Origin of the sequence: Fulvimarina pelagi HTCC2506, from assembly GCF_000153705.1 — a bacterium.
Taxonomy (GTDB): domain Bacteria; phylum Pseudomonadota; class Alphaproteobacteria; order Rhizobiales; family Rhizobiaceae; genus Fulvimarina; species Fulvimarina pelagi.
On record NZ_DS022272.1, the window covers coordinates 1,809,773 to 1,832,021 of the forward strand.

Genomic DNA, 22,249 nt, shown 5'->3' on the forward strand with positions numbered 1-22,249 from the left:
GCATGATCAGTTCAGTTGGTCCGCGGTATAATATCCCGACTCGATGAGGGTCGACTCGATGTTCTCTTCGGTCACGAGCTCGGGTTTCAGGAGGTAGGACGGGACCACCTTGACGCCGTTGTCGTAGGTCTCGGTGTCATTGATCTCCGGCTCGCCCTCGTTGAGCACGGCCTCGACCATGGAGACGGTGACTTCCGCGAGTTTGCGGGTGTCTTTGAAGATCGTCGAATACTGGTCGCCGCGCTGGATCGCCTTGACCGAGGGCACTTCGGCGTCCTGGCCGGTGATGATCGGCATGGTGAGATCGTCCGAGCCGTAGCCGACGCCCTTCACCGAGGAGATGATGCCGATCGACAGGCCGTCATAGGGCGAGAGAACGCCGTGGACCTGATTGTCGCCGGTGTAGTTCGCCGATAGGAGATTATCCATGCGGGCCTGAGCAACCGAGCCATCCCAGCGCAGGGTGCCGACCGTGTCCATGCCCATCTGGCCGGACGGGATGGTGATCTTGCCCTCGTCTATCATCGGCTGGAGCACGCTCATCGCACCGTCGTAGAAGAAATAGGCGTTGTTGTCGTCCGGCGAACCGCCGAACAGCTCCACGTTCCAAGTCTCCGCATCCGGGAAGCGCTCTTCGAGACCCGATACGAGCGACTCGCCCTGAAGGACGCCGACCTGGAAGTTGTCGAAGGTGGCGTAGTAGTCGACATCGCCGGAATCGCGGATCAGGCGGTCATAGGCGATGACCGGGATGCCAGACGCGGCGGCGTTGGCCAGCGCATTGGACAGGGTCGTTCCGTCGATCGCCGCGATCACCAGCGCACCGACGCCCTTGGTGATCATGTTCTCGACCTGCGAGAGCTGGTTCGGAATGTCGTCCTCGGCATACTGCAGATCGGTGCCGTAGCCGGCTTCCTCGAACTGCTTGACCATGTTGTTGCCGTCGTCGATCCAACGAGCCGAGGACTTCGTCGGCATGGCGATGCCGACCGTGCCCTTGTCCTGCGCGAAGGTCGTTGCCGGCTGCGCCGCAAGCATGCCGACCGCGGCTGCGGCGACTGCAAGTGTCTTCAAAAGCTTCATCGAATTACCTCCCTTTGATGAACAGTCATGTACCCGCCACCGGGGCGGATACGGGTTTCCCACCGGCTCGCTTACGGTCCGGCTTCGTTTCGTGCCTACCCTTACGGTTCTGGTCTTCCGCGTAGAGCGCGGTGGTCACGTCGTCGAAGGCGCTTTCGATGAGGCGGCGCATGAACAGCTCGGCCGCCTCGCCGTCGCCGGCGATGATTGCATCGGAGACGCGTTTGTGTTGCTGAAGCGTCTCCTCCTGCGGGTTCTGCCGCCAGGAAAGCGAGAACGAGATCGACAGGCTCTTCTCGATCATCGCGCCGAGAGATCTGAGGATCGGGTTGCCGGTCGCTTCGAGAATGATCCGATGAAAGGCAAGATCTGCGGCGATCAGCTCGTCCGAGCCGCGCGGGTGGCGACCCATCGCCTCGAGGGCTTCGCTCAAACGTTTCTTGTCCGTCGCGCCGATCCGGGCAGCCGCCATGCGGGCCGCAACCGGCTCGTTGATCAGCCGCATCTCGTAGAGCGCATCGACGAAGGTGCGCCGCTCGTCAGCCAGCAGATGCCAGGCCATGACATCAGGATCGAGCATATTCCATTCGTCGAAAGAAAGAACGCGGGTCCCAACCTTTGGACCGACGCGGAGCAGGCCCTTGGCCGCCAGAAGCCGCATGGCCTCACGGACGACGGTACGCGACACACCCCATTCTGCCGCGAGCTGGGCCTCCACCGGCAGGTTGTCACCCGGCTTGAGAATGCCCGATGTAATTCGCCTGCCATATTCGCTGGCGAGATCAGCCGTCCTGCTTGTCTTGCGAGCCGGGCTCGACATCGAAACGAGCCTCCCACTCGACTTCAATAATCATACCATTGCAGAATTCGGCGGACAGCTCAAGAGGTTTGAACAATATAGTACGCTTATTGATGTGATGATTAGGAGAACGCCGAATCATAGGCGGCGACAATCTCCTTCGCTCGCGAGGCGACGTCCGACGGGCTCATGCCGGGTTTGTAAATGCCTGTTCCCATTCCGAAACCCGTGATCCCGACATCGCACCAAGCTTTGAAATCTGCGGGTCCGACGCCGCCAACGGCATAGGCCTTCGTACCCTTCGGGAGGACAGCCGACAGCGCCGCGAAGCCGTCCGTGCCGAGCTTGAACGCCGGAAAGAATTTCAGCCCATCCGCCCCCGCTCGGAGAGCCGCTAACGATTCGCTCGCGGTGAAGACGCCCGGATAGGACAGCATGCCGGCGGCCTTCGCCGCGCGGATTACGTCCGGACAGACATCCGGCGAGACTACCATCTTGGCGCCGATCGCCGAGAGTTCGGCCACCGCCTCGACATCGAGAACGGTGCCGGCACCGACGATCGCATCCTCACTGACCTTCCGGACCATCTTCGCGATGCTCTCGAAGGGTTTCGGCGAATTCAATGGCACCTCGATCCTGGAGATGCCGGCTTCGATGAGAACGTCGAACACGGCTTCGGCCTCGTCCGGCCCTATGCCGCGCAGGATGGCGATGATTTCCCTGTTCATCCGTCGAGCCTTCAGCGTTTCAGGTTTCGATAGGCGGCGGTAAGGCCGGCTAGAGTGAGTTCGTCGCCGGGCACGGTGCGGACGGCGGCTCCGGCGATGGTCAAAGCTTCTCGATAGGCCTTGGCCAAAGCGCTTTCGCCGATGATGACCGTCTCACTCTCCTGCCAGAACGAATGCGCCGCGACGAGTTCTGCGCCGATGAGAAGGCCGGAGAGCCGGGCTCTTCCCGCCCCCGCCGCGTGGTCGTTGAGAAGGGTCGCGGCACGGATCGCAAAGAACTCGCCGGTGACGGCCGCAGGATCTTCGAGCGCATCCGTCACGGCTTGCGCGAACGCGGCTTCGTCGAAGCCGTCGCCGCCGAGAGAGTGGCGCAGGATGGACTGGTTCGAGAGGAGCGCGAAGAGCTCACCAGTCATGAAGGTACGGAAAGTTTCGATCCGGCCGTTCGCGATCTTCGCCCACTTGGAATGGGTGCCGGGCAGGCAGACGGCGCCCTCGAAACCCGGTGCCTCGGCCAGAAGGCCTGCGATCTGGGTCTCCTCGCCGCGCATTACGTCCGGCGGAGCGATCTGCTTGACGCCTGGCAGGATATGAATCGCAAGGCGCCCTTCGGCAGCCTCGAATGTCACGGCCTGATCCGTCGCGGACGGCTCGCAGGGACAGGCGGCATAGGGCGCTTCGACCCAACCCTGCCGCGCGCCGACCATGCCACAGCAGATAACCGGCAGCTTGTCGGCCTTGGGAAGAATATCGCCGAGAAGGTCTATGAGAACGGGCTCGAATTCGTTCGGCTTCAGCGAACCCATACCGCGATCGGAGGTGCGGTGGTCAACGACTTGATCGTCGCTCTCCATCATCCAGAGGCGAAGATTCGTTGTTCCCCAGTCGACTGCGATCCATACGGGTCGCGCGGTGGGTGCACTGTCAGGCGATACCCCTGTTGTCGATTGTCCGTCCGCCATGCCCACCATTCAGAGGTATCCGAAAATCCGTCGTCCGCTCATTAGGAGCGAACCGGATTCGAGGCATAGACGATCGGTTCCGCACTTGCACGCCGCAGTGCGTCTTCGAAGCTCAGGCGGCGCGTTCGCGAGGCACGATGCGCAGGTGGCTGGCCGTTTTGCCGCCCGGCAGCCCGGCGATGCGGTCGGCGGCCTTCAGAAGCTTTTCGCGGTCGATGCCGGTGGCGATGCCGCCCTGTTCGAAGGCGAAGTGGAGATCCTCGGTCGCCGTATTACCGGTCGCGCCGGGCGCGAACGGACAGCCGCCGAGGCCCGCCGCCGCGCCCTCGATGATCGTGACGCCGGCGTTATAAGCGTAGAGCGCGTTGGCGACGCCCATGCCGAAGGTGTCGTGGCCGTGAAACGCCCAGACTGTGTCGTCGGGAGCCTCAGCCATCACCGTCTGGAAGCGTTTGGCGACCGTAATCGGATCGGCCCGGCCCGTCGTGTCGCAGAGCGCGAATTCGGCCCCTGGGGCGATGGAGAACGCCTCGGCAAAGACGCGGCGCACGTCGTCGAGCGGCACCGTGCCGTCGAACGGGCAGTCGAAGGAAGTAGCGAGATCGACGCGCAGGCCCGCGCCCTCTTCGCCTGCTTCGAAAACGATGGCACGGAGCTGATCGAGCGACTGCGCCACCGTCTGGCGGACATTGTTCATGTTGTGCGCTGCGGAGACCGAGACCACGAAGACGAGGTCCGGATAGCCAGCTTCCAGGGCGAGGCTCGCGCCTTTGGCGTTCGGCACGAGCACCGACATGCGGCAGCCGCTTCGGCCTTTGAAATGGGCGGCGATCTCCCTCATGTCACCCATCTGCGGGATCGCCTTCGGGCTAACGAAGGAGCCGAGCTCCATACGCGTCACGCCCGCCGCGACCAGATCCTCGATGATCAAAATCTTCTCCCCCGTCGGCAACGGGTCGGAGATCGACTGGAAACCGTCGCGGGGGGCGACTTCGAGGAGGGTGACGGTGCCGGATTGGGCTTCGCTCATGCCGCGCCCTTTTCGATCGAGTTGTCGCGGCGCCTGGCGATCCAGTTGATGACGCCACCCAATTCCATGATCTCGACCTGTCTCGGCGTGAGATCGTGGCGGAGGTTCAGCTCTTCGCTCGACCCGTCCTCACGCCGGACGGTCGCCTTCACTTGTGGCCCGGCCTCGATCTGGTCGCGGACATCGTCGATGGAGATCACGTCGCCGGTCTTCAGCACCGGCGCCTCGCCGTCGAAGACGAGTGGCAGGACGCCGAAGCTCGACAGGTTCTGCCAGTGGATGCGCGCGAAACTCTCGGCGATTACCACGCGCAGCCCCATGATGCGTGGCACCAGTGCGGCGTTCTCGCGGCTGGAGCCCTGGCCGTAGTTCTTGCGCGCGACGATGGCGTGGCCGGCTTCAGCTGCCTTTGCGCGCTCCGCATAGGTGTCGTCCACTTGCTCGAAGGCGTGGTCGGCCGTCGCGAAGACGTTTGACCAGATCGGCAGAATCTGCCCAGCGGGGATGATATCGTCGGTCGAAACGTCGTCGCCGAGCGAGAGAAGCACCGGTACCTCGATGCGATCGGGAAAGGCGTCGAAATCAGGCAAAGAGGGCGTGTGCTTCGTGCGGTAAAGTTCGGGCCGTTGGCTGCGGTCGGGGAAGACGAAGCCGGCGATGTTCATCGGCATTTCTTCGGGCTCGGAGACCTGCGGATAGGCCATGTCGAGGGTTCGCGGATCGGTGATGACACCGGCCAGCGCCGAGGCCGCGCAGGTCTCGGGGCTCGCGAGAAAAACAGAATCTTCGCGCGTACCGGACCGGCCGGGGAAATTGCGCGGCACGGTGCGGATGGAATTGCGGCCGGTCGCCGGCGCCTGCCCCATGCCGATGCAGCCATTGCAGCCCGCCTGATGCAGCCGCGCGCCCGAAGCGATCAGCGAGCCAAGCTTGCCCTCCGAGACGAGGGTCTGAAGCGCCTGCCGAGAGGACGGGTTAATGTCGAGGGACACACCTTCTGCCGCCCGCTGCCCCGCGACGATTTCGGCGACCATCGCGAAGTCGCGATAGCCCGGATTGGCCGAGGACCCGATATAGGACTGGTAGACGGGCTCGCCCGCGATCTCGGAAACCGGCACCACATTGCCGGGGCTCTGGGGCTTTGCGATCAGCGGCACAAGGCTCGACAGGTCGATCCTGTCCTCCCGATCGTAGGTGCAGCCCTCGTCCCGCGCGAACGGCTTGTAGTCGTCCCCGCGACCACGCGCTTTCAGGAAGCGCTCGACGGCCTCGTCGCTCGGGAAGACGCTCGTCGTCGCGCCAAGCTCGGCGCCCATGTTCGCGATGACGTGGCGATCCATGGCGGAGAGATGCTTCAGCCCGTCGCCGTAATATTCGATGATGCAGTTCGTGCCGCCCGAAGTGCCGTGCCGACGCAGCATCTCGAGGACGACGTCCTTGGCGGAGACCCAGTCCGGCAGCTTGCCGGTCAGCTCGACGCCGAAGACCTTAGGGCAGGAAATGTAGAAAGGCTCGCCGGCCATCGCGAGCGCCACCTCGACGCCCCCTGCCCCGATCGCCAGCATGCCGAGCGAACCGGCCGCGACGGTATGGCTGTCCGAGCCGATGAGCGAGGCGCCGGGCACGCCGAAGCGCTCCATGTGGACGGGGTGGCTGATGCCGTTGCCGGGGCCGGAATAGATCACGCCGAAGCGCTCGCAGGCGCTCTTCAGGAAGAGGTGGGAGTCTGCTGCAATTTCGTCGGACTGGACGAGACCGTGGTCGATGTACTGGACGGACGGATTGGTGACGACGCGCTCGACGCCCATGGCCTCGAGCTCCAGCATCACCAGCGTGCCGAGCACGTCCTGCAGGAGTGCCTGCTCCATATTGAGCGCGATCTCGGTGCCGGGTTTCAGTTCGCCCGAGACGAGATGACGTTTCAGAAGCTTCGTTGCGAGATTATCAGACAACGGCCGGGGCTCCATCCTGGTTGTCTCGCTGCGGCCTGAAGAGGTTCAGGAAGAATTGGAGGCCGAGCATGGTGAACCCGATCGGCAGCATGGCGTAGGGAATCCAGTTCGGCGTGCCGAAGGCGGAGGAGACGCGCTCGTTGTAGATCCAGGCATCGTGCGTCATCAGCCAGCCGCGCCAGGTGAGTATTGCGCAAAGTGAGATCCCGACAATGCTTACGATGAACGTCAAGACACGCTTGCCGCGCGGGCTCATATTGTCGCGTAGGAGAGTGATGCCGATATGCTCGCCGCGGCGCTCGACGTCAGCAGCCGTCATCAGCGCGAGGTATACGACGAGGAAGGAGTTGATCTCCAGGCTCCACGACGTTGGCGCAGCGATGATGTAGCGCATCAGAGCGTCATAGCTGACCGTCAGCGCCATAAAGGCGAGCGCGATGACGCCGCCCACCTGAAGCACCCAGGAGATCGCATCGATCGGTTTGAAAAAGGCCGATTTCATGGGTTTGGCGTCCTGCGAATTAAGTTTCTCTTATGAGCCGCCAAATCCCTCGGCTTCGTCATTCTCGGGCTCCGCCACGAGTGTTCCGAAGCGTCACGCGCCGAAGTGAGCCGAGAGATCGACTGGATCCTCGGCCCGGAGGCCGAGGATGACGTTCGTGGATAGGAAGCGGGCGAAAACGACAGTTGCGCGCCCGCGTCCGGTAGAGTGTTAAGCCTCTTCGCCCATGGCGAGTGCGATGGCTTTGTTGCCGACCTCTTCGCCCACTTCTTGCGTCCAGGCTTCACGCACGTCGACGCTCACCTCGGCGAAGCGATCCAGTGCCGCCTGATCCGGCTCGACAACCTCGAGCCCGCCTTCCTTGAAGGCCGGCCAGTACTGCTTCTCGTAATATTCGACATTGGCCTCTTCGGCACTGTGCTCGTCGAACCATTCGACGCCGGCCATCATCGCGTCCTTGATGCCCTGATCCATCGCCTCCCAGCGATCGGTCTGGACGAAGATGCCGATGCCGTAGGCGGTGACCGGAACCCGGTAGACCTGCGCCACCTGCTCCTGAATGGAGCGTCCATTGATCGTCGAGATGTTCGCGACCGCCGCGTCCACCGTGCCGCGCTGCAGGGCAAGGTAAAGTTCGGAGGACGGGATGCGCACCGCTGCCCCGCCGAAATCCTCGATTGCCTTCGTCGCCTCGAAGGAAACGACGCGGATCTTCTTGCCGTCGATGGCTTCGAGATCGCGGATGCCGGGGTCACCGGCAGACCAGATATATTCCGGCTCCATGATGCCGCCGCCAAGGCTGAGGCAGGTCAGTCCCTGCTTCTGAAGCTCGGTGTTGATGAGTTCGAACAGCGGCGAGCCGCGCTTCAGCCTGTCCGGGTTCTCATAGAGCGGACCAACGACGCCCGGCAGGCCGGTGATCCCGAGGATCGGAAGCGAGCGGGTGATGTAGCTCGTCGTGTGGAACATGAAGTCGATATTGCCGGAGCGTAGCGCCGGAAGCTGTTCGTCCGCCGACAGGAGACGACCGGAATCGTAAAAGTCGATCGCGACGGCCTCACCATGGTTCTCGTTGACGAAATCGACGAAGCCCTGCGAGCCGTAGGCGAGGTCCGCGTAGGACGGCGGCAGATAGGTCACGCCGGTCAGCGTCGTCTGGGCGCGAGCCGGAATGCTCGAAAGGCCGAAGGCGGCACCAGCCGAAAGGGCTGCGGTGCCCGCGAGAACGGAACGTCTGTTGATGTTCATTTTGTCTTTCCTCCCATTGGATTAACGCATGAGATTGGGCAGCCAGAGACTGATGGAAGGCGCAAGTACGAAGAGTGCCAGCATCAGGAACTGGATGACCACGAAGGGTAGTACCGAGCGGACGATCTCCTCGATCTTCAGCATCGGCGCCACGGCCTTGAGGGTGTAGAGGTTGAGCCCGACCGGCGGCGTGATGACCGCGATCTCGAGGTTCATCACGAGGATGATTCCGAACCACAATGGATCGTATCCGAGCGTCGTGATGAGGGGCAACAGGATCGGCGTCGTGACCACGATGAGTGAAACGGCGTCGACCAGCATGCCGAGTCCGACGAGGATCAGCATGATGAGCATGAGAATAACCTCCGGCGGCAGATCGGTGCCGATGAGGAGGCTGGTGATCGCGTCGGGCACTCGCACGAGGTTGAGATAGTCGCCGAATATACGCGCACATCCCATGATGATTAGGATTGCGCCGGAGATCCGTGCGCTCTGACCGAGAACGCCAATCACACCCTTGAAGTCGAGGCACCGGAAAATGCCGACCGCGACGAGGAATGCGCCGACAGCGCCAAATGCTGCAGCCTCGCTGGGCGTCGCGATGCCGGAATAGATGGCGCCGAGAACGAGGACAATGAGAAGAACGGCGTGCCAGATACCGCCGAGCGCCCTCAGTCGATCACCCCAGGAATAGTCTACCCGCTCGGCCTGCGGCGCTTCTGCCGGATTGAACAAAGCGCGAAAGTAAATGTAAATCGCCAAGGCCACAGCCAACGCAATGCCGGGCACGATGCCGCCGATGAAGAGATCGGCGACCGAAACCGAGGATACCGCACCGTAGATGATGAGGGGTACGGACGGCGGTATCAGCATGGCGAGCGCGCCGGAGGCAACGACGCTGCCGGCAGCGAGTTGGCGCGAATAGCCGCGCTCCAGCATCTGCGGCACGGCAATCGAGCCAACCGCCGCGACGCCTGCGATCGAGACGCCGCTCACCGCGCCGAAGACGGCCGAGGCTCCAACCGTAGAGATTGCAAGACCGCCACGGAGCCACTGCAGCCAGATGACGGCCGCCCTGAAGAGGTTAGCGCCGACCGGCGTAGCCGCTAGGAATGCCCCCATCAGTACGAAGAGCGGCAGGGCCAGGAGTTCGAACGAGTTCAGCTGACCAAACAGTGAGGTCGGCCCGAAGAAGAAGGCCATCGACCCGCGTGCCATGTAGAGGCCTGTCAGACCAGCCGCGCCGAGCGCAAGGAAGATCGGCGCACCAAGCGCGATCAGGCCAAGCAGAATGAGTACGACGATGATAGGCTCGATCATCGATCGCTCTCCTTCGGGTCGGGATTAGAGTTTCGCATACGAAGCAAACCTTCAGACGACATTCGCCGACCTCAAACGTTCGATGGCGGTATCGTCGTAGCCAAGCCAGTCCTTGAGGATGGCATCGGTGTGCTCGCCGAGCTTCGGACCGGTATGGGCAATGCCACCGGGCGATTCGGAAAGTTTCGGAAAGACGTTCTGCATGGCTGTGGAGCCGAGCTCAGGATCTTCGACACGCGTGATCGACTCGCGGGCCTGATAGTGCGGATCGTCGAGCATATCGGACGCGCGGTAGGTCAGACCGGCCGGCACACCGGCGTCGGAAAGCATGTCGACGATCTCGGCAGCCTTATGTTGCGAAGACCATTCGCCAATAATGCCGTCAATCTCCGACTGATTGCGGCCTCGGGCGCGATGCGTCGCATAGCGCTCGTCCGCCGCGAGCTCGGGTCGACCCATCACCTTGCAGAGGCGCTGGAACAAACTGTCCTGGTTCGCACCGATGATCACCGATTGGTCGTCAGCGGTCGGATAGGCGTTGGAAGGGGCGATACCCGGCAGAAAGCTGCCGGAGCGCTCGCGGATATGGCCGCCCTTGTCGTATTCGGTGACGACCGCTTCCATGACCGAAAGCACCGCCTCGTAGATCGACGCATCGACCATTTGGCCCTGACCGGTGGCATTGCGATGCTGGAGCGCCAGAAGCGCACCCTGGAAACCGCTCTGACCCGCAAGCGTATCGCCGATCGAGATGCCGGCGCGGACGGGGGGACGGTCGGGATACCCGGCGATATAGCGCATGCCACCCATCGCTTCGCAGACCGAGGCGAAGCCTGCGCGCTCGCGGTAGGGTCCGGTTTGCCCAAAACCTGTGACGCGGACCATGATGAGGCGTGGATTGATTGCCTTCAACGCGTCGTAGCCGAGACCCCACTCCTCCATACGCCCGACGCGGAAGTTCTCGACCAGAATATCGGCCTCACGGGCAAGATCGCGCACGACCTCCTGTGCCGCCTTCTCACGGAGATTGAGCGTAAGTGACTTCTTCCCTCGCGCGATGACGGGCCACCAGAGTGGACGGCCCTCTTCGTCTGCCCGGCCCCACTGGCGCATGGCATCGCCGGTTTTCGGCGGCTCAACCTTTACGACCTCTGCACCGAAGTCGGCCAGGAGTTGGCCGCAGAACGGGCCAGCGATCAGCTGACCCATCTCCAGCACCTTGATACCTTCGAGCGGCTTTCGCGCGCCTGCGCTCATTCATGTTCCTCCCTGGCCGGAACGCTACCGTCGCCCCGTCCGCCGTTGCATCGGCGGCATTTGCCTCTTTGCCGGGAGTGAAACCTATTGTATCCAATTCGTCAAGCAATCTTCGGTTTCTAAGCGCAATTGCCCAAAATTGTATCCAATGAGGTCTCGAAATGTCGGCCAGAGGAGAAAAAGGAAAGCCCCGTTTGCGGGCAGCGGACCGGGTCTACGAGGACATACGGCGGTGCATTCTCACCGGCAAACTCTGTCCTGGCGAAAGGCTGACGGAGGAGCTTTTAGCCGAACGCTTCGGCGCGAGTCGCACGCCGGTGAGATCTGCAATCGTCAGATTGGCGGGCGACGGGTTCGTCGAGATGACGCCTCGTTCAGGCACGATCGTCAAGCGCCGTTCGGCAGGCGAAATCGCCGACATCTACGACGTCAGAGCGCTTCTCGAGAGTGCGGCCGCCGGCCTTGCTGCGCGATCGCGCACCGACGCCGATCTCGATGAGCTGAAGCGGCTACAGGACGAGATGGAGGCGGACTTCGAAGCGGCGGATATCGGAGAGACTGAGAACGTCGAAACTCTTTCGCTTCTCAACAAGGCGTTTCACCAGCGTATTCTGGATTCCTCCGGCAATGCGACGCTGGCCGAGTCCGCAAGCCGGCTGATGGATATTGGTTTTCTGATCAACACCTACACAAGCTTTTCTCGCGAGGAGATCGCCCGCAGTGTTGACGAGCACCGGAAGCTCATCGACGCAATCCGCTCGCGTGACGTCTATTGGGCCGAAGCGGTGATGCGCGCCCATATTCTAGGCGCGCGAAACTCGCTGGCGAGCGTGGTCGAAGCAGAGAAATGTCGCCGGTGACGGCTTAGGCCGCCCTATGGGAAAAGCCACGCTTGCGCATCAGCGCTGCAGGATCCGGCTCGCGGCCCCGAAAGCTGCGATAGAGAGCGTCGGCATCCTCGCTGTCTCCCGCCGAATAGACATGGCGTAGCAACCGTTCGGCAGTCTCGACATGGAAGGGGTCGCCGGCCTCGCCGAACGCTTCGAAGGCATCGGAATCGAGGACTTCGGACCAAAGATAGCTGTAGTAACCCGCCGAATAGCCTTCACCTGAGAAGACGTGTGCGAAATGCGGCGTCCGGTGGCGCATCACGATCGCCTCCGGCATGCCGAGATTGCGCAAGCTCTCGCGCTCGATCTCGAGCGGGTTCGGGTTGTCGCCGGCGTTCTCGTGCAAATCGAGATCGACGATCGCAGAGGCGGTGTATTCGACCGTATCGAAGCCGGCATCAAGGGTGCGCGCCGCGAGCAGCTTGGCAACGAGTTCGCGCGGCATCGGCTCGCCGGTCTCGATATGTGTGGCGTGACGATCGAGGATTTCCGGTACGGTCAGCCAGTGCTCGAACAGCTGCGAGGGCAGTTCCACGAAATCGCGCGACACGGACGTGCCCGACAGACTCGGAAAATCGACATCGGAGAGTAGACCGTGCAGCGCATGGCCGAATTCGTGGAACAACGTCGTTGCGTCAGTCAGCGACAGAAGAGCCGGTTCGCCGGCATGCGGCTTGGAGAAGTTGCAGACATTGTAGACGACCGGCGTTTGGCCTTCGCCCATCTTGTGCTGTGGACGCAGAACGCTCATCCAGGCTCCCGAACGCTTGCCGGAACGCGCAAAATAGTCCCCGAGAAAAAAGCCCTGGAGCGTTCCATCGGCGCGGAGCACCCTCCATGCTCGGACATCATCATTCCAGATCGGCAGGTTCGAGACCGGCTCGAATGTCAGTCCGAACAGCCTGTTCGCGACGTCGAAAGCGGCTGCGATCATGCGGTCCAGCGAAAAATAAGGCTTCAGCGCAGTTTCGTCGAAATCGAGTTCGGCCCGGCGGCGTTTCTCGGCGTAATAACGCCAGTCGGCGGGAGCGAGGGGCCGGTTGACTCCCTCATTCTCAGCGATCGATTGCAGGATTGCCGCATCGGCCGCGGCACGCGCCCGCGCCGGCTTCCAAACGCGCATCAGCAGGTCACGGACCTGATCCGGCGACTTTGCCATCTGGTCTTCAAGCTTGAACGCGGCATAGGTCTCGAAACCGAGAAGCCGTGCCTTCAAGGTGCGTAGCTTCAGGATCTCGGCCATGATCGGCCGGTTGTCCGATGGTCCAACGTTTTCGCCGCGCCGGGTCCAGGCCTCGAAGGCTACCGAGCGCAGATCAGCTCGCTCGCTCATCTGCAGGAAAGGCACGATCAGCGAACGGGACAAGGTCAGGACCGCGCCGGCCTTATCGCGTTCTGCGCCGGCGTTCTGCAGGGACGAGACAAGCCACGCCGGCAGCCCTGCCAAGTCGTCGTCCCCGAGTTCGAGGAACCAGGCATTCTCGTCGGCAAGAATGTTCTGCGCGAAGGCTGTGAAGAGTTCAGACAGCCGCGCTTCGATGTCGGCGAGCCGATCGCGATCGGCTTTATCGAGCATGGCGCCAGCACGCATCATGCGCTTATACATTCGGGCAGTCAGTCGCCGTGCTTGCGGCGAAGCTTCCGCCATCTCGTTTACATTCTTCGCAACGGCTTCGACACGGCCAAAGAGCTTCGGATCGAGCGAGATAGCGGAAAAATGGCGAGACAGAACCGGGTAGATCTTTCGCTCGAGCGCTTGGAGCTCCGGTGTCGTCGAAGTGCCGGCCAGAACTGCGAAGGCACGAGAGACTTCCGAGAGCGAGGCACCGGACGCCTCCAACGCTCTGATCGTGTTCGTAAAACTGGGAGCTTCTCTTGCTTCGGAGATCGCTGCGATTTCGCGAGCATGGTCTTCGATCGCGCGAAAGAACGCCTGCTCGAAATTTCCTGCACTCTTCTTCGCGGACATCGACAAGAGACGTCTGAATTCTTCGGTGTTCCGGTCGTGAATTTCGTAAGTGAAGGCAGACATATTATTCTCAATCTCTGTTTGGTCGCTATACGTGCATATTCACTTAGCCAAGCCGCGTTTTCTAACCTTAACGTAGGAAACAGGCTTCACATCAGAAAAGTCAGTTGATATTGCATTTGTTACGAGTTTTCTTGGCTTTGCGCCGAATCATCGACTGAGTATTCAATGTCCGATCCCGATGCCGGTAATTCTCTTGGTTTTCTCCTAACTGATGTTGCAAGGCTCTTCAGGCAACAGCTGGAAAAAGCGGTCATCGACGCCGGGATTGACCTCACACCCGGCGAGATCCGGGCGCTGTCGCACGTGGCCCGCCACGAAGGCAGTCGTCAAGCAGTGTTGGCCGAGCGGATGGGCGTCGAGCCGATGACACTTTCAGCCTATCTCGACCGCCTCGAGACGAGGGGCCTCGTCAAACGCTCGCCGGACCCGAACGACAGGCGTGCGAAGGTGATCAACACGACCGACAAGGCCGACAACGTCTTCGCTAATGCCCGGCCGATCACGCTCGAAGTTTACGATCGTATCACGCGCGGCCTTTCCGATGGCGAACGCGATGAAATTGAACGCCTGCTCAGCCATGTCCGCGAGAACATGACTAGCGAGCCGATCATCGTCTCGGACGATGTTCAACGGAAGCCTGTTCCAATAGCCTGAGTCTTCGACCCACCCGCGTTTTCCGGATGTCGGTGCGCCTTCCGGTTCCTTTATCCCTGTGAAAGATGCGAAGTCGTGTCGACCGAAACGTGACATGAGCGTGACAGCACAAGTGGCAGATCCATTTTCTAAAGCTCCAGCTATAACTCTCTGATCTGGCGTTGTTTACGCTCGTTCGATAGCTCTTCCTTCCGGGAAATCCGCCACCCTTGTTTCGCCGTCACGGCTTGGTACACTCCTACCCGACACAGGAACGGTTGAGGTGCACTCCGTGGTCAACGGAGCAGTGCGCCGGAGAAAATAGTTGGAAAGCGGGAAGGAAGGGAACCGCCAAAGTCGATCGTCTGATTTGAAATCGAAACGGGAAGCGAAGCCTTCCTTCGCCCCGTATACGAAGCAAAGCGGAGTGGCGGCGCGCGATCATTCGCGACCACCTCCCCGACTGGACGATTCCGACCGGCGGCGTGGCACGACGCCAGACGGTTCGCCGGCTGATGTTCAACAACGCCCGAACGTGACAATTGCGACTAGCGTCGCCCGAACAGACGACCCCTCGGACCGGGATCATCGGCGCAGCAATGGGTCGCAGGGCCGCAGATACGAGCCGGACGGTCAAAGCTCTGCAGTGCATGACGGGGCGACCGGCGAAGCTTCGCCTACCGATCCGACACGGCTTTCCAAACGTCAGAAGCGCCGTCGTCGCAAGCACGCAGCGAGCAAGAACCGCGAGAATGACGGGTCCCTTTCGAAAAGGTCGTCCGAAACAGACGTGACGGGAGATGGCTCCGCAAAGCGCGCTACCCAGCAGGCAAAAAAGCAAGATTCGAACCAGCGCGGCATGCGGAAAATCCGTCGCCGCAAGCCACGGGCGTCGGGTCGACAGACAGCTCCGGGCGAGCAGACGCAGGAGCGTCAGGCGCCACCGCAAGGTCCCGCGCCAGCCAAATTCACCAGGACGAGGAATGGCGACGGCCGAAGACTGGCCGCCAACGATACGAACGGATCTGCGCAGCGAGCACAGTCGAGTCCTCCGCCAGTTTATGCGGCTCTCGATCTCGGTACCAACAATTGCCGTCTGCTGATGGCTATCCCGACCCGTCCCGGCCAGTTCCGCGTCGTCGACGCCTTCTCCCGAATCGTACGTCTCGGAGAAGGGCTCGGCCGGACCGGATCGTTGTCGCGCGACGCGATGGACCGCGCCATCGCAGCGCTCGGCGTTTGCGCACAGAAGATTGCGGCGCGCAACGTCACACACATGCGTCTCATCGCGACGGAGGCCTGCCGCGCGGCTGCGAACGGTGAGGAGTTTCTCGAGCGTGTCGAGCGCGATACCGGGCTGAAGCTCGAGATCGTCAGCCAAGAGGCCGAAGCCCGGCTTGCCGTCTCGGGTTGCGGCTCGTTAGTCGACCCGGACACACGCGGCGCAGTGCTCTTCGATATTGGCGGAGGATCATCCGAGATCGCCCTCCTCGATCTTCGCGATGGGCCGACCCGCAAGCTGGCGAGCCGCATCGTCGCATGGACGTCCCTTCCCGTGGGCGTCGTCTCGATGGCCGAGCGGCACGGCGGACGGCACGTGACACCCGAAGTTTTCGAGAAGATGATCGTCGAGACGACGGAGATGATCTCCGATTTCCCCGGCCGCGACCGCCTCGACAAACTGATCGATACGCCGAAGTTCCATCTTCTCGGTACCTCTGGGACCGTGACGACGCTTGCTGGCATTCACCTCAACCTTGAACGATACGACCGAAGGCAGGTGGACGGGCTCTGGCTTACGCGACAGGAAGCCGACGATCTCGTGCAGCGCATCCTCGGCTGGAGCTTCGAGGAACGCGTGGCGAATCCGTGCATCGGCAGCGACCGAGCCGATCTGGTGCTCGCCGGCTGCGCGATCCTGGAAGGCATTCGCCGGGTCTGGCCCGCGAAGGCTCTGCGGGTCGCCGATCGCGGCCTTCGGGAAGGCCTTTTGATCGAAATGATGATTGCCGACCGCGTCTGGGACCGGCAGGGCAGACGGAGCGCCTGATGGCCAGAACGAACAATCCCCGCGGCCTTCATGTGAAGGTGAAGAAGAAGCGCGGGCTCAAGGCCTCGTCCCGCCGCTGGATCGAGCGGCAGCTGAACGATCCTTACGTCCGGCAGGCAAAGGCCGACGGTTATCGCTCGCGCGCCGCCTACAAGCTGATCGAGATGGACGACCGCTACAAGCTCCTGAAGCCCGGCCAGCGCGTGGTCGATCTCGGCGCGGCGCCCGGCGGCTGGTGCCAGGTTTCGGTCGAGAGGGTGGGCTCGGAAAACGACGATATCCGCGTCGTCGGCATCGACTTTTTGGAGGTCGACCCCGTCTCCGGCGCCGAAATCCTGCTCATGGATTTTCTTGACGACGAAGCGCCGGATCGGCTGATGGAAGCGCTCGGCGGATCGCCGGACATTGTCCTCTCGGACATGGCGGCCCCGACGATCGGGCATCGCCAGACGGACCATCTCCGCACCATGCACCTTTGCGAAGTCGCAGCGGATTTCGCCGTGCGGACGCTGAAGCCTGGCGGGCATTTCCTGTGCAAGACATTCCAGGGCGGCACCGAGCGCGACCTGCTCGAACTCCTCAAACGCAACTTCAAGGCAGTCCACCACGTCAAACCGCCCGCAAGCCGTGACGGCTCGGTCGAACTGTACATCCTCGCCAAGGACTTCAAGGGCCGCCGCGAGAGCGAAGCTGTTGATGCGATGGAAGACACGGAAGCCGGCCCGCTCGGGTAAGACTGGCGCCTCCTACTCCGCCGGCACCGAACGCCCCGCCACCTCGTCACCGGCCTCGGGCGCAAGCGAGAGGAACGGTAAAGCCGCCGTCATCATCAATACGCCTGCGACTACGAAGGCCATCGCAAAATCACCGATCTGGGGCGTCGTCGTTCCCATGAAAGCCATACTGGCCTCCAACACGATGCCAGCGATCGCGACTCCCATGGCGATCGAGACCTGCTGTGTCGCCGCCATCATCGCAGTGGCATCACCGGTCTGCTTCGTGGAGAGATCGGCAAAGCCGAGCGTGTTGATGCCGGTGAAAAAGAGCGATCGGAAGAAGCCGCCGACGAGCAGCAGCGCAGCGAGGGCGAGGATCGACCCAGATAAGGTTTCAAGCCCGATGGCCACGATAAGGGCGCCGCCAACCAGCGTCGAGCAGACCAGCGTAGAGCGAAAGCCGAAGCGCCTGAGGATCGGCTTGGCGAGCACCTTCATGACGATCGCGCCGCCCATTGAGGCGCTTGCAACAAGGCCCGATTGGAGGGCGGTGTAGCCGTAACCGATCTGCAGCATCAGCGGCAGAAGGAAGGGCACGGCCCCCGTGCCGACGCGAAACAGCGTGCCAGCGACGACGCTCACCCGCAGCGTGGCGATCTTGAGAAGTTCGAGCCGCACGATCGGCGTCGCGGCACGCCGCGCATGGCGGACGTAAAACGCGGCCGAGACGGCGCCGGTCGCCACCAGGAAGACGCCGAAGGCAGGCGGCAGCGCCGGCAGCGAGATGATCGAGAATCCGAAGACGAGGCCCGCGCAGGCAAAGCCGGACAGAAGAAAGCCGGGCGCATCGAAGGAGACGCCGCGCACCCTTTCGACGAACGGCAGGTAGCGCGTCGCGAGAAGGATGCCGATCGCGCCGATGGGCAAGTTGATGAGGAAGATCCAGCGCCAGTCGGAATAGGTGGCGATCGCGCCGCCGAGCGGCGGACCGATGAGCGGGCCGATCAGCGCCGGAATCGTGAACCAGGCCATCGCGTTGACAAGGTCAGACTTCGGCACCGCGCGGACGAGAAGCAGCCGGCCGACCGGCGTCATCATCGCCCCGCCCATTCCTTGCAGGAAGCGCGCGGCGACGAAGCTCTCGAGGGAGGACGCGGCGGCGCAGGCGAGAGAACCGGCCATGAAGACGGCGATCGCCAGACGGAAGATGTTCTTGGCGCCGAAGCGGTCCGAAAGGCGGCCGGAGACCGGAATGAAGATCGCCAGGGAGACGTAATAGCTCGTCAGGGCGAGCTTCAGCGCGATTGGGCTCGTATCGAGGTCCGCCGCGATGACCGGCAGGGAGGTCGCGATGACGGTGGCGTCCATCGTCTCCATGAAGAGCGCGACGGCAAGCACGATCGGAACGATCCGGTTCAATCCTTATCTCCTGGCGGTCGGAAGGCTGTCTGCGATCGCGGCGCATGAAAACGGCCACAAAACCCGAGCGGGAGCCGGAACATAGGTTTTCATCCACCGCGTCGTAGGGGCGACCCAGCGTTGAACGGCCGGAGACGGCCCGGCGCGGGCATTGATGTCGACGCCGATCACGTTCCGCCCATCTCATCTTGCCGATGGTCGATTCCGACCAAATTCCGTTCGCAATAGCTTTCGAGGACAGCCCGGAGTGAACAGCGATGACCGACAGACAGAGCGAACGCATGACGCGCCGGCAGGCACTTGCGGCGGGCTCGGCCCTGGGCCTCGCCGCCACCGGAATGGTCGGCGGCGCCCGCGCCCAGGACGGGAACCCGGCGGAAAACACGGAAGTGGAGGCTGATATCTCCAGAGCCCAGACGATGAAGCCCGGATGGACCCGGTTCGACCTCGGCTATGCGCGGATCACCACGGTCCTCGACGGCGAGCGGCCCGGCGAAGGCCCGTTCCCGACCTTTGGCATGGAACAGAGCCAGGAGGCGATGGCCGAACTGATGCGGGCGAATTTCCTGCCGGAGGAGCGCATCATCTCCTATTTCACGCCGGTCCTCGTGGAACTCGACGACAATCTCGTCCTCTTCGATACCGGCTTCGGCGAAGGCGGGCGGGAAAACGGGTTCGGCAAGCTCGTCGAGCGCATGGAAGCGGCCGGCTACGGGACCGATTCGGTGACGATCGTCGTGCTGACGCATTTCCACGGCGACCACATCCAGGGCCTCGTTACCGCCGATGGCAGCCCCGTCTTCCCCAATGCCCGCTATGTAGCGGGCCGGGCCGAGTGGGACTACTGGACCTCCGACGAGGCCAAGTCCGGACCGCGAGCTGACAATGCCGAGCTTGTCGCCAAGCTCCTCGTGCCGTTGGAAGACCAATTCACTTTCGTCAATGACGGCGAGGAGGTGGTCACTGGCATCACCGCAATCGCAGCCTTCGGCCACACGCCCGGCCACATGATCTTCGAGATCGAATCGGAGGGCCAGCGGCTCATGCTGACGGCCGATACCGCGAACCACTTCGTCGCTTCGCTGCAGAAGCCCGAATGGCACGTGAAATTCGATCTCGACAAGGAACAGGCCGTCGAGACCCGCAAGCGCGTCTTCGACCGGATCGCCGAGGAGCGCCTGCCTTTCATCGGCTACCACATGCCGTTCCCGGCGGTGGGTTACGCCGAGAAGATGGAAGACGGCGGCTACCGCTTTGTACCCGCGAGCTATCAGTTCGAAGTGGCGGCCGAGACCGAGGAAGGCGCACAGTAGCCGCACGACCCCATTCGATATCCGAGAGGAGATCCGCGATGGCGGAAAGACCGGCCGTGCTCTTCGTATGCCTCGGCAATATCTGCCGCTCGCCGCTGGCCGAAGCTGCCTTCACGCGCGAGGCGGGAGAGCTGGGGCTCGACGTCGCGGTGGATTCGGCCGGCACCGGCGACTGGCATGTCGGCAACCCGCCGGACGAGCGCGCCCAGGCTTTGGCAGAGCGCCACGGCGTCGACATTTCCGGCTATGCGGCGCGTCAGGTCGAGCCTGAAGATTTTCACCGGTTCAGCCATATCGTCGCGCTTGACCGTGAGAACCTTGCCAATCTCAAGCGTCTGCGACCCGCCGGATCGACCGCCACCCTCAGCCTGCTGCTTGACCACGTCGACGGGCGGGAGGGCGAGCCAGTCGCCGATCCCTATTACGGCGGCGCGGACGGCTTCGAGACGACCTGGGCGGACGTATCCTCCGGCGCGAAGGCACTCGCCGCATCGCTTGCAGGGCAGCGCCGAATCTCATGAATGCACTTGCGGAGGAAGGCGCGCGGCTGCTCGGTGGCTCGCTGTCCAGTTCGCGGTCGTTCGCCGGCGGCAGCCTATCCCACCTCGTTTCGATCGAACTCACCGACGGACGCTCGGCGATCGTGAAGGGCGGCCCTACGCCAAGAGCAGAAGCGCGGATGCTGGAAGCAATCCGCGGCAGCGGCGCCCCAGCCCCCGAAGTGTTTGCTGCCGATGACACAGTCTTCGTGATGGAGATCGTCGAGGGCGATGGAAGCCTCTCGCGCGCTTGGGCAAGCATCGGCGCGGCAGTGCGAACTCTCCATGCAGCGACCGGCGAGAGTTACGGCTGGGATTGCGACTTCGCCTTCGGCGCGGTCGAGATCCCGAACGGCTGGTCGAACGACTGGCCGCGCTTCTGGGCCGAGAACCGCCTCCTTAATAATGGACCGCACATTCCCGGCAATCTAGCCTCACGGATCGAGAAGCTCGCGAAAGGTCTCGCCGACCGCCTGCCGGCAGCGCCGGGCGCTTCCTTGCTGCATGGCGATCTCTGGTCCGGCAATGTGATGGCCTCCGGCGATCGGATCACCGGCTTGATCGACCCCGCATGCTACTACGGCCATGGCGAGGTCGACCTCGCAATGCTGCACCTTTTCGGTTCGCCGGGTGCGGCCTTCTATGCAGCCTATGGCGAACTGGACCCCGGCTACGAGGATCGCCGCGCGATCTACACGCTCTGGCCGGCGCTGGTTCACCTGCGTCTGTTCGGCAGCGGCTATCGCGGGCTGGTCGAGCGGCTTCTGGATCAGTTGGGCGTTTGATCAGGTCCCGGTTGCGCGGCGCAGAATAGCGCCTCTGCCCTGCACGAACCGCATCGTGGCTGCCTCGCCAAGCGCCCCATCGAGATCGAGCACCTCGTCGAACAGCTTCAGGACGAGCGGATGCGGATCGGGTGGCTGGGAGCAGAGCGGTGCGAGCGCCTGAGCGGCCTCGACGGGCGGCAAGCGATCCGCCAGCAGGCCAAGCGCGACGGCAGCTGACCGGCGGACGCCGAGCAGACCGTGGACAAGAAGCTTGCCGTCCTCTGGAACGGCCCGTGCGAATTCGAGGATGCGTTTCACCATCGCCGTATCGGGCGCGTTCGGCGCGGTCTCGTCTTCCACGTCGTCGAAGCTGACGAATAACTGCCGGTCGGCAGGAATGCCGCGCGGACCAAGATAGGAATGACCGGGCAGCGTAATCGAGATGACATGGCTCGGCGCGATCTCCTCGATCTTTCGCCGGGCCTCGGACTGCCCCCGGACGAAAAGGGCGGCGGCGAACCGCGAACGCGTCTTGCCGGTTGCTTCGGGTCCGTTAGCTTCGATAACCGTCATGGCCGCCTTTTCGAGGCGGGATGCCTTCAATGCAGACATGCGCGCTTTCCTGACGTGTTGCCTTCATTTCGATTACCAGAAAAGCCGCATCTTCAATACCGTCGAGGCAGCGACGGTTCGTACGATTTCGCCTGTCGAAAATACGTGCTCCCGAAGCGAGCACCAGCCGGTCATTCTGGAGGCTTTCGAAAAAAATCGAACAGACACGTTTTTTTCCGAAGCGGACGGAACCAAAGCTTAAGCACTATGTTTCCATGATACCCCAAGCGATCATCCCCCCTCGATCGCAAATACCCCGCATATGAAAAAGGACGGCTCCCCTCGCCGTCCTTTTTCGTGTCTGGCATCCTCTGGCGGGCGTACGCTCCGACGGCATCCCCACAAGAACTCTCGATCAAGCCTTCGTGTAGTTTCGTTGGCGTGCTGTCTCCCCGCT

General features: G+C 62.6%; 20 protein-coding genes. 7 read left to right on the top strand and 13 right to left on the bottom strand.

Going from position 1 to position 22,249, the window contains the following annotated elements; genetic code table 11:
• Positions 1-6 precede the first annotated feature (6 nt).
• The 10 genes from chvE to FP2506_RS08525 form a co-directional block, all read right to left on the bottom strand.
• Complete coding sequence (gene chvE / locus FP2506_RS08480) at positions 7-1,083, bottom strand: multiple monosaccharide ABC transporter substrate-binding protein (protein WP_007067032.1); 1,077 nt, start codon at positions 1,081-1,083, stop codon at positions 7-9.
• A 25-nt stretch (positions 1,084-1,108) separates the two neighbouring features.
• Positions 1,109-1,903 (bottom strand): FadR/GntR family transcriptional regulator, encoded by a 795-nt coding sequence (locus FP2506_RS08485; protein WP_007067033.1) that lies wholly within the window; start codon positions 1,901-1,903, stop codon positions 1,109-1,111.
• Positions 1,904-2,004: 101 nt separating this feature from the next.
• The gene (locus tag FP2506_RS08490) at positions 2,005-2,610 is read right to left on the bottom strand and encodes a 2-dehydro-3-deoxy-6-phosphogalactonate aldolase (protein WP_007067034.1); all 606 of its coding nucleotides are present in this window, start codon (positions 2,608-2,610) and stop codon (positions 2,005-2,007) included.
• Between the two features lie 11 nt (positions 2,611-2,621).
• On the bottom strand, positions 2,622-3,572 hold the full coding sequence (locus FP2506_RS08495; protein ID WP_050765136.1) for a 2-dehydro-3-deoxygalactonokinase: 951 nt from the start codon (positions 3,570-3,572) through the stop codon (positions 2,622-2,624).
• A 112-nt stretch (positions 3,573-3,684) separates the two neighbouring features.
• The gene (locus tag FP2506_RS08500; RefSeq protein WP_007067036.1) at positions 3,685-4,602 is read right to left on the bottom strand and encodes a hydroxymethylglutaryl-CoA lyase; all 918 of its coding nucleotides are present in this window, start codon (positions 4,600-4,602) and stop codon (positions 3,685-3,687) included.
• Entirely contained in the window at positions 4,599-6,554 is a 1,956-nt protein-coding gene (locus tag FP2506_RS08505) for an aconitate hydratase (protein ID WP_187289034.1), read from the bottom strand. The genes FP2506_RS08500 and FP2506_RS08505 overlap by 4 nt, the downstream gene beginning before the upstream one ends.
• Positions 6,547-7,056 carry a TRAP transporter small permease gene (locus FP2506_RS08510; protein WP_007067038.1) on the bottom strand — a complete coding sequence of 170 codons (510 nt, stop codon included), beginning with the start codon at positions 7,054-7,056 and terminating at the stop codon, positions 6,547-6,549. The genes FP2506_RS08505 and FP2506_RS08510 overlap by 8 nt, the downstream gene beginning before the upstream one ends.
• A gap of 210 nt (positions 7,057-7,266) precedes the next feature.
• On the bottom strand, positions 7,267-8,304 hold the full coding sequence (locus FP2506_RS08515; RefSeq protein WP_007067039.1) for a TRAP transporter substrate-binding protein: 1,038 nt from the start codon (positions 8,302-8,304) through the stop codon (positions 7,267-7,269).
• Between the two features lie 21 nt (positions 8,305-8,325).
• A complete protein-coding gene (locus FP2506_RS08520) occupies positions 8,326-9,624 on the bottom strand; it encodes a TRAP transporter large permease (protein ID WP_007067040.1) in 1,299 nt (432 codons plus the stop codon).
• A gap of 51 nt (positions 9,625-9,675) precedes the next feature.
• Positions 9,676-10,881 carry a CaiB/BaiF CoA transferase family protein gene (locus FP2506_RS08525; protein WP_007067041.1) on the bottom strand — a complete coding sequence of 402 codons (1,206 nt, stop codon included), beginning with the start codon at positions 10,879-10,881 and terminating at the stop codon, positions 9,676-9,678.
• 161 nt (positions 10,882-11,042) lie between these two features.
• Here FP2506_RS08525 and FP2506_RS08530 point away from each other — a divergent pair, with 161 nt between their 5' ends.
• On the top strand, positions 11,043-11,741 hold the full coding sequence (locus FP2506_RS08530; RefSeq protein WP_081448302.1) for a GntR family transcriptional regulator: 699 nt from the start codon (positions 11,043-11,045) through the stop codon (positions 11,739-11,741).
• A 4-nt stretch (positions 11,742-11,745) separates the two neighbouring features.
• On the opposite strand, the gene FP2506_RS08535 is transcribed toward FP2506_RS08530, so the two are convergent.
• A complete protein-coding gene (locus FP2506_RS08535; RefSeq protein ID WP_007067043.1) occupies positions 11,746-13,803 on the bottom strand; it encodes a M3 family metallopeptidase in 2,058 nt (685 codons plus the stop codon).
• A 165-nt stretch (positions 13,804-13,968) separates the two neighbouring features.
• On the opposite strand from FP2506_RS08535, the gene FP2506_RS08540 reads away from it, so the two are divergent.
• From FP2506_RS08540 to FP2506_RS08550, 3 genes are all read left to right on the top strand, one after another.
• Entirely contained in the window at positions 13,969-14,457 is a 489-nt protein-coding gene (locus FP2506_RS08540) for a MarR family winged helix-turn-helix transcriptional regulator (RefSeq protein ID WP_007067044.1), read from the top strand.
• Between the two features lie 1,081 nt (positions 14,458-15,538).
• Entirely contained in the window at positions 15,539-16,486 is a 948-nt protein-coding gene (locus tag FP2506_RS08545) for a Ppx/GppA phosphatase family protein (RefSeq protein ID WP_425277083.1), read from the top strand.
• Positions 16,486-17,220, top strand: a complete 735-nt coding sequence (locus FP2506_RS08550; RefSeq protein ID WP_007067046.1) for an RlmE family RNA methyltransferase — start codon at positions 16,486-16,488, stop codon at positions 17,218-17,220. Before FP2506_RS08545 ends, FP2506_RS08550 begins: the two co-directional genes overlap by 1 nt.
• Before the next feature lie 12 nt (positions 17,221-17,232).
• On the opposite strand, the gene FP2506_RS08555 is transcribed toward FP2506_RS08550, so the two are convergent.
• On the bottom strand, positions 17,233-18,621 hold the full coding sequence (locus FP2506_RS08555) for an MFS transporter (protein WP_007067047.1): 1,389 nt from the start codon (positions 18,619-18,621) through the stop codon (positions 17,233-17,235).
• Positions 18,622-18,878: 257 nt separating this feature from the next.
• On the opposite strand from FP2506_RS08555, the gene FP2506_RS08560 reads away from it, so the two are divergent.
• Genes FP2506_RS08560 through FP2506_RS08570 form a run of 3 tightly spaced genes read left to right on the top strand, consistent with a single transcriptional unit; the run spans position 18,879 to position 21,258 of the window.
• The gene (locus FP2506_RS08560) at positions 18,879-19,934 is read left to right on the top strand and encodes an MBL fold metallo-hydrolase (RefSeq protein ID WP_007067048.1); all 1,056 of its coding nucleotides are present in this window, start codon (positions 18,879-18,881) and stop codon (positions 19,932-19,934) included.
• Positions 19,935-19,972: 38 nt separating this feature from the next.
• A complete protein-coding gene (locus tag FP2506_RS08565) occupies positions 19,973-20,455 on the top strand; it encodes a low molecular weight protein-tyrosine-phosphatase (RefSeq protein ID WP_007067049.1) in 483 nt (160 codons plus the stop codon).
• On the top strand, positions 20,452-21,258 hold the full coding sequence (locus tag FP2506_RS08570; protein WP_007067050.1) for a fructosamine kinase family protein: 807 nt from the start codon (positions 20,452-20,454) through the stop codon (positions 21,256-21,258). Before FP2506_RS08565 ends, FP2506_RS08570 begins: the two co-directional genes overlap by 4 nt.
• On the opposite strand, the gene FP2506_RS08575 is transcribed toward FP2506_RS08570, so the two are convergent.
• Positions 21,259-21,852: a hypothetical protein gene (locus tag FP2506_RS08575; protein ID WP_007067051.1), complete on the bottom strand. Its 594-nt coding sequence runs from the start codon at positions 21,850-21,852 to the stop codon at positions 21,259-21,261.
• Positions 21,853-22,249 lie beyond the last annotated feature (397 nt).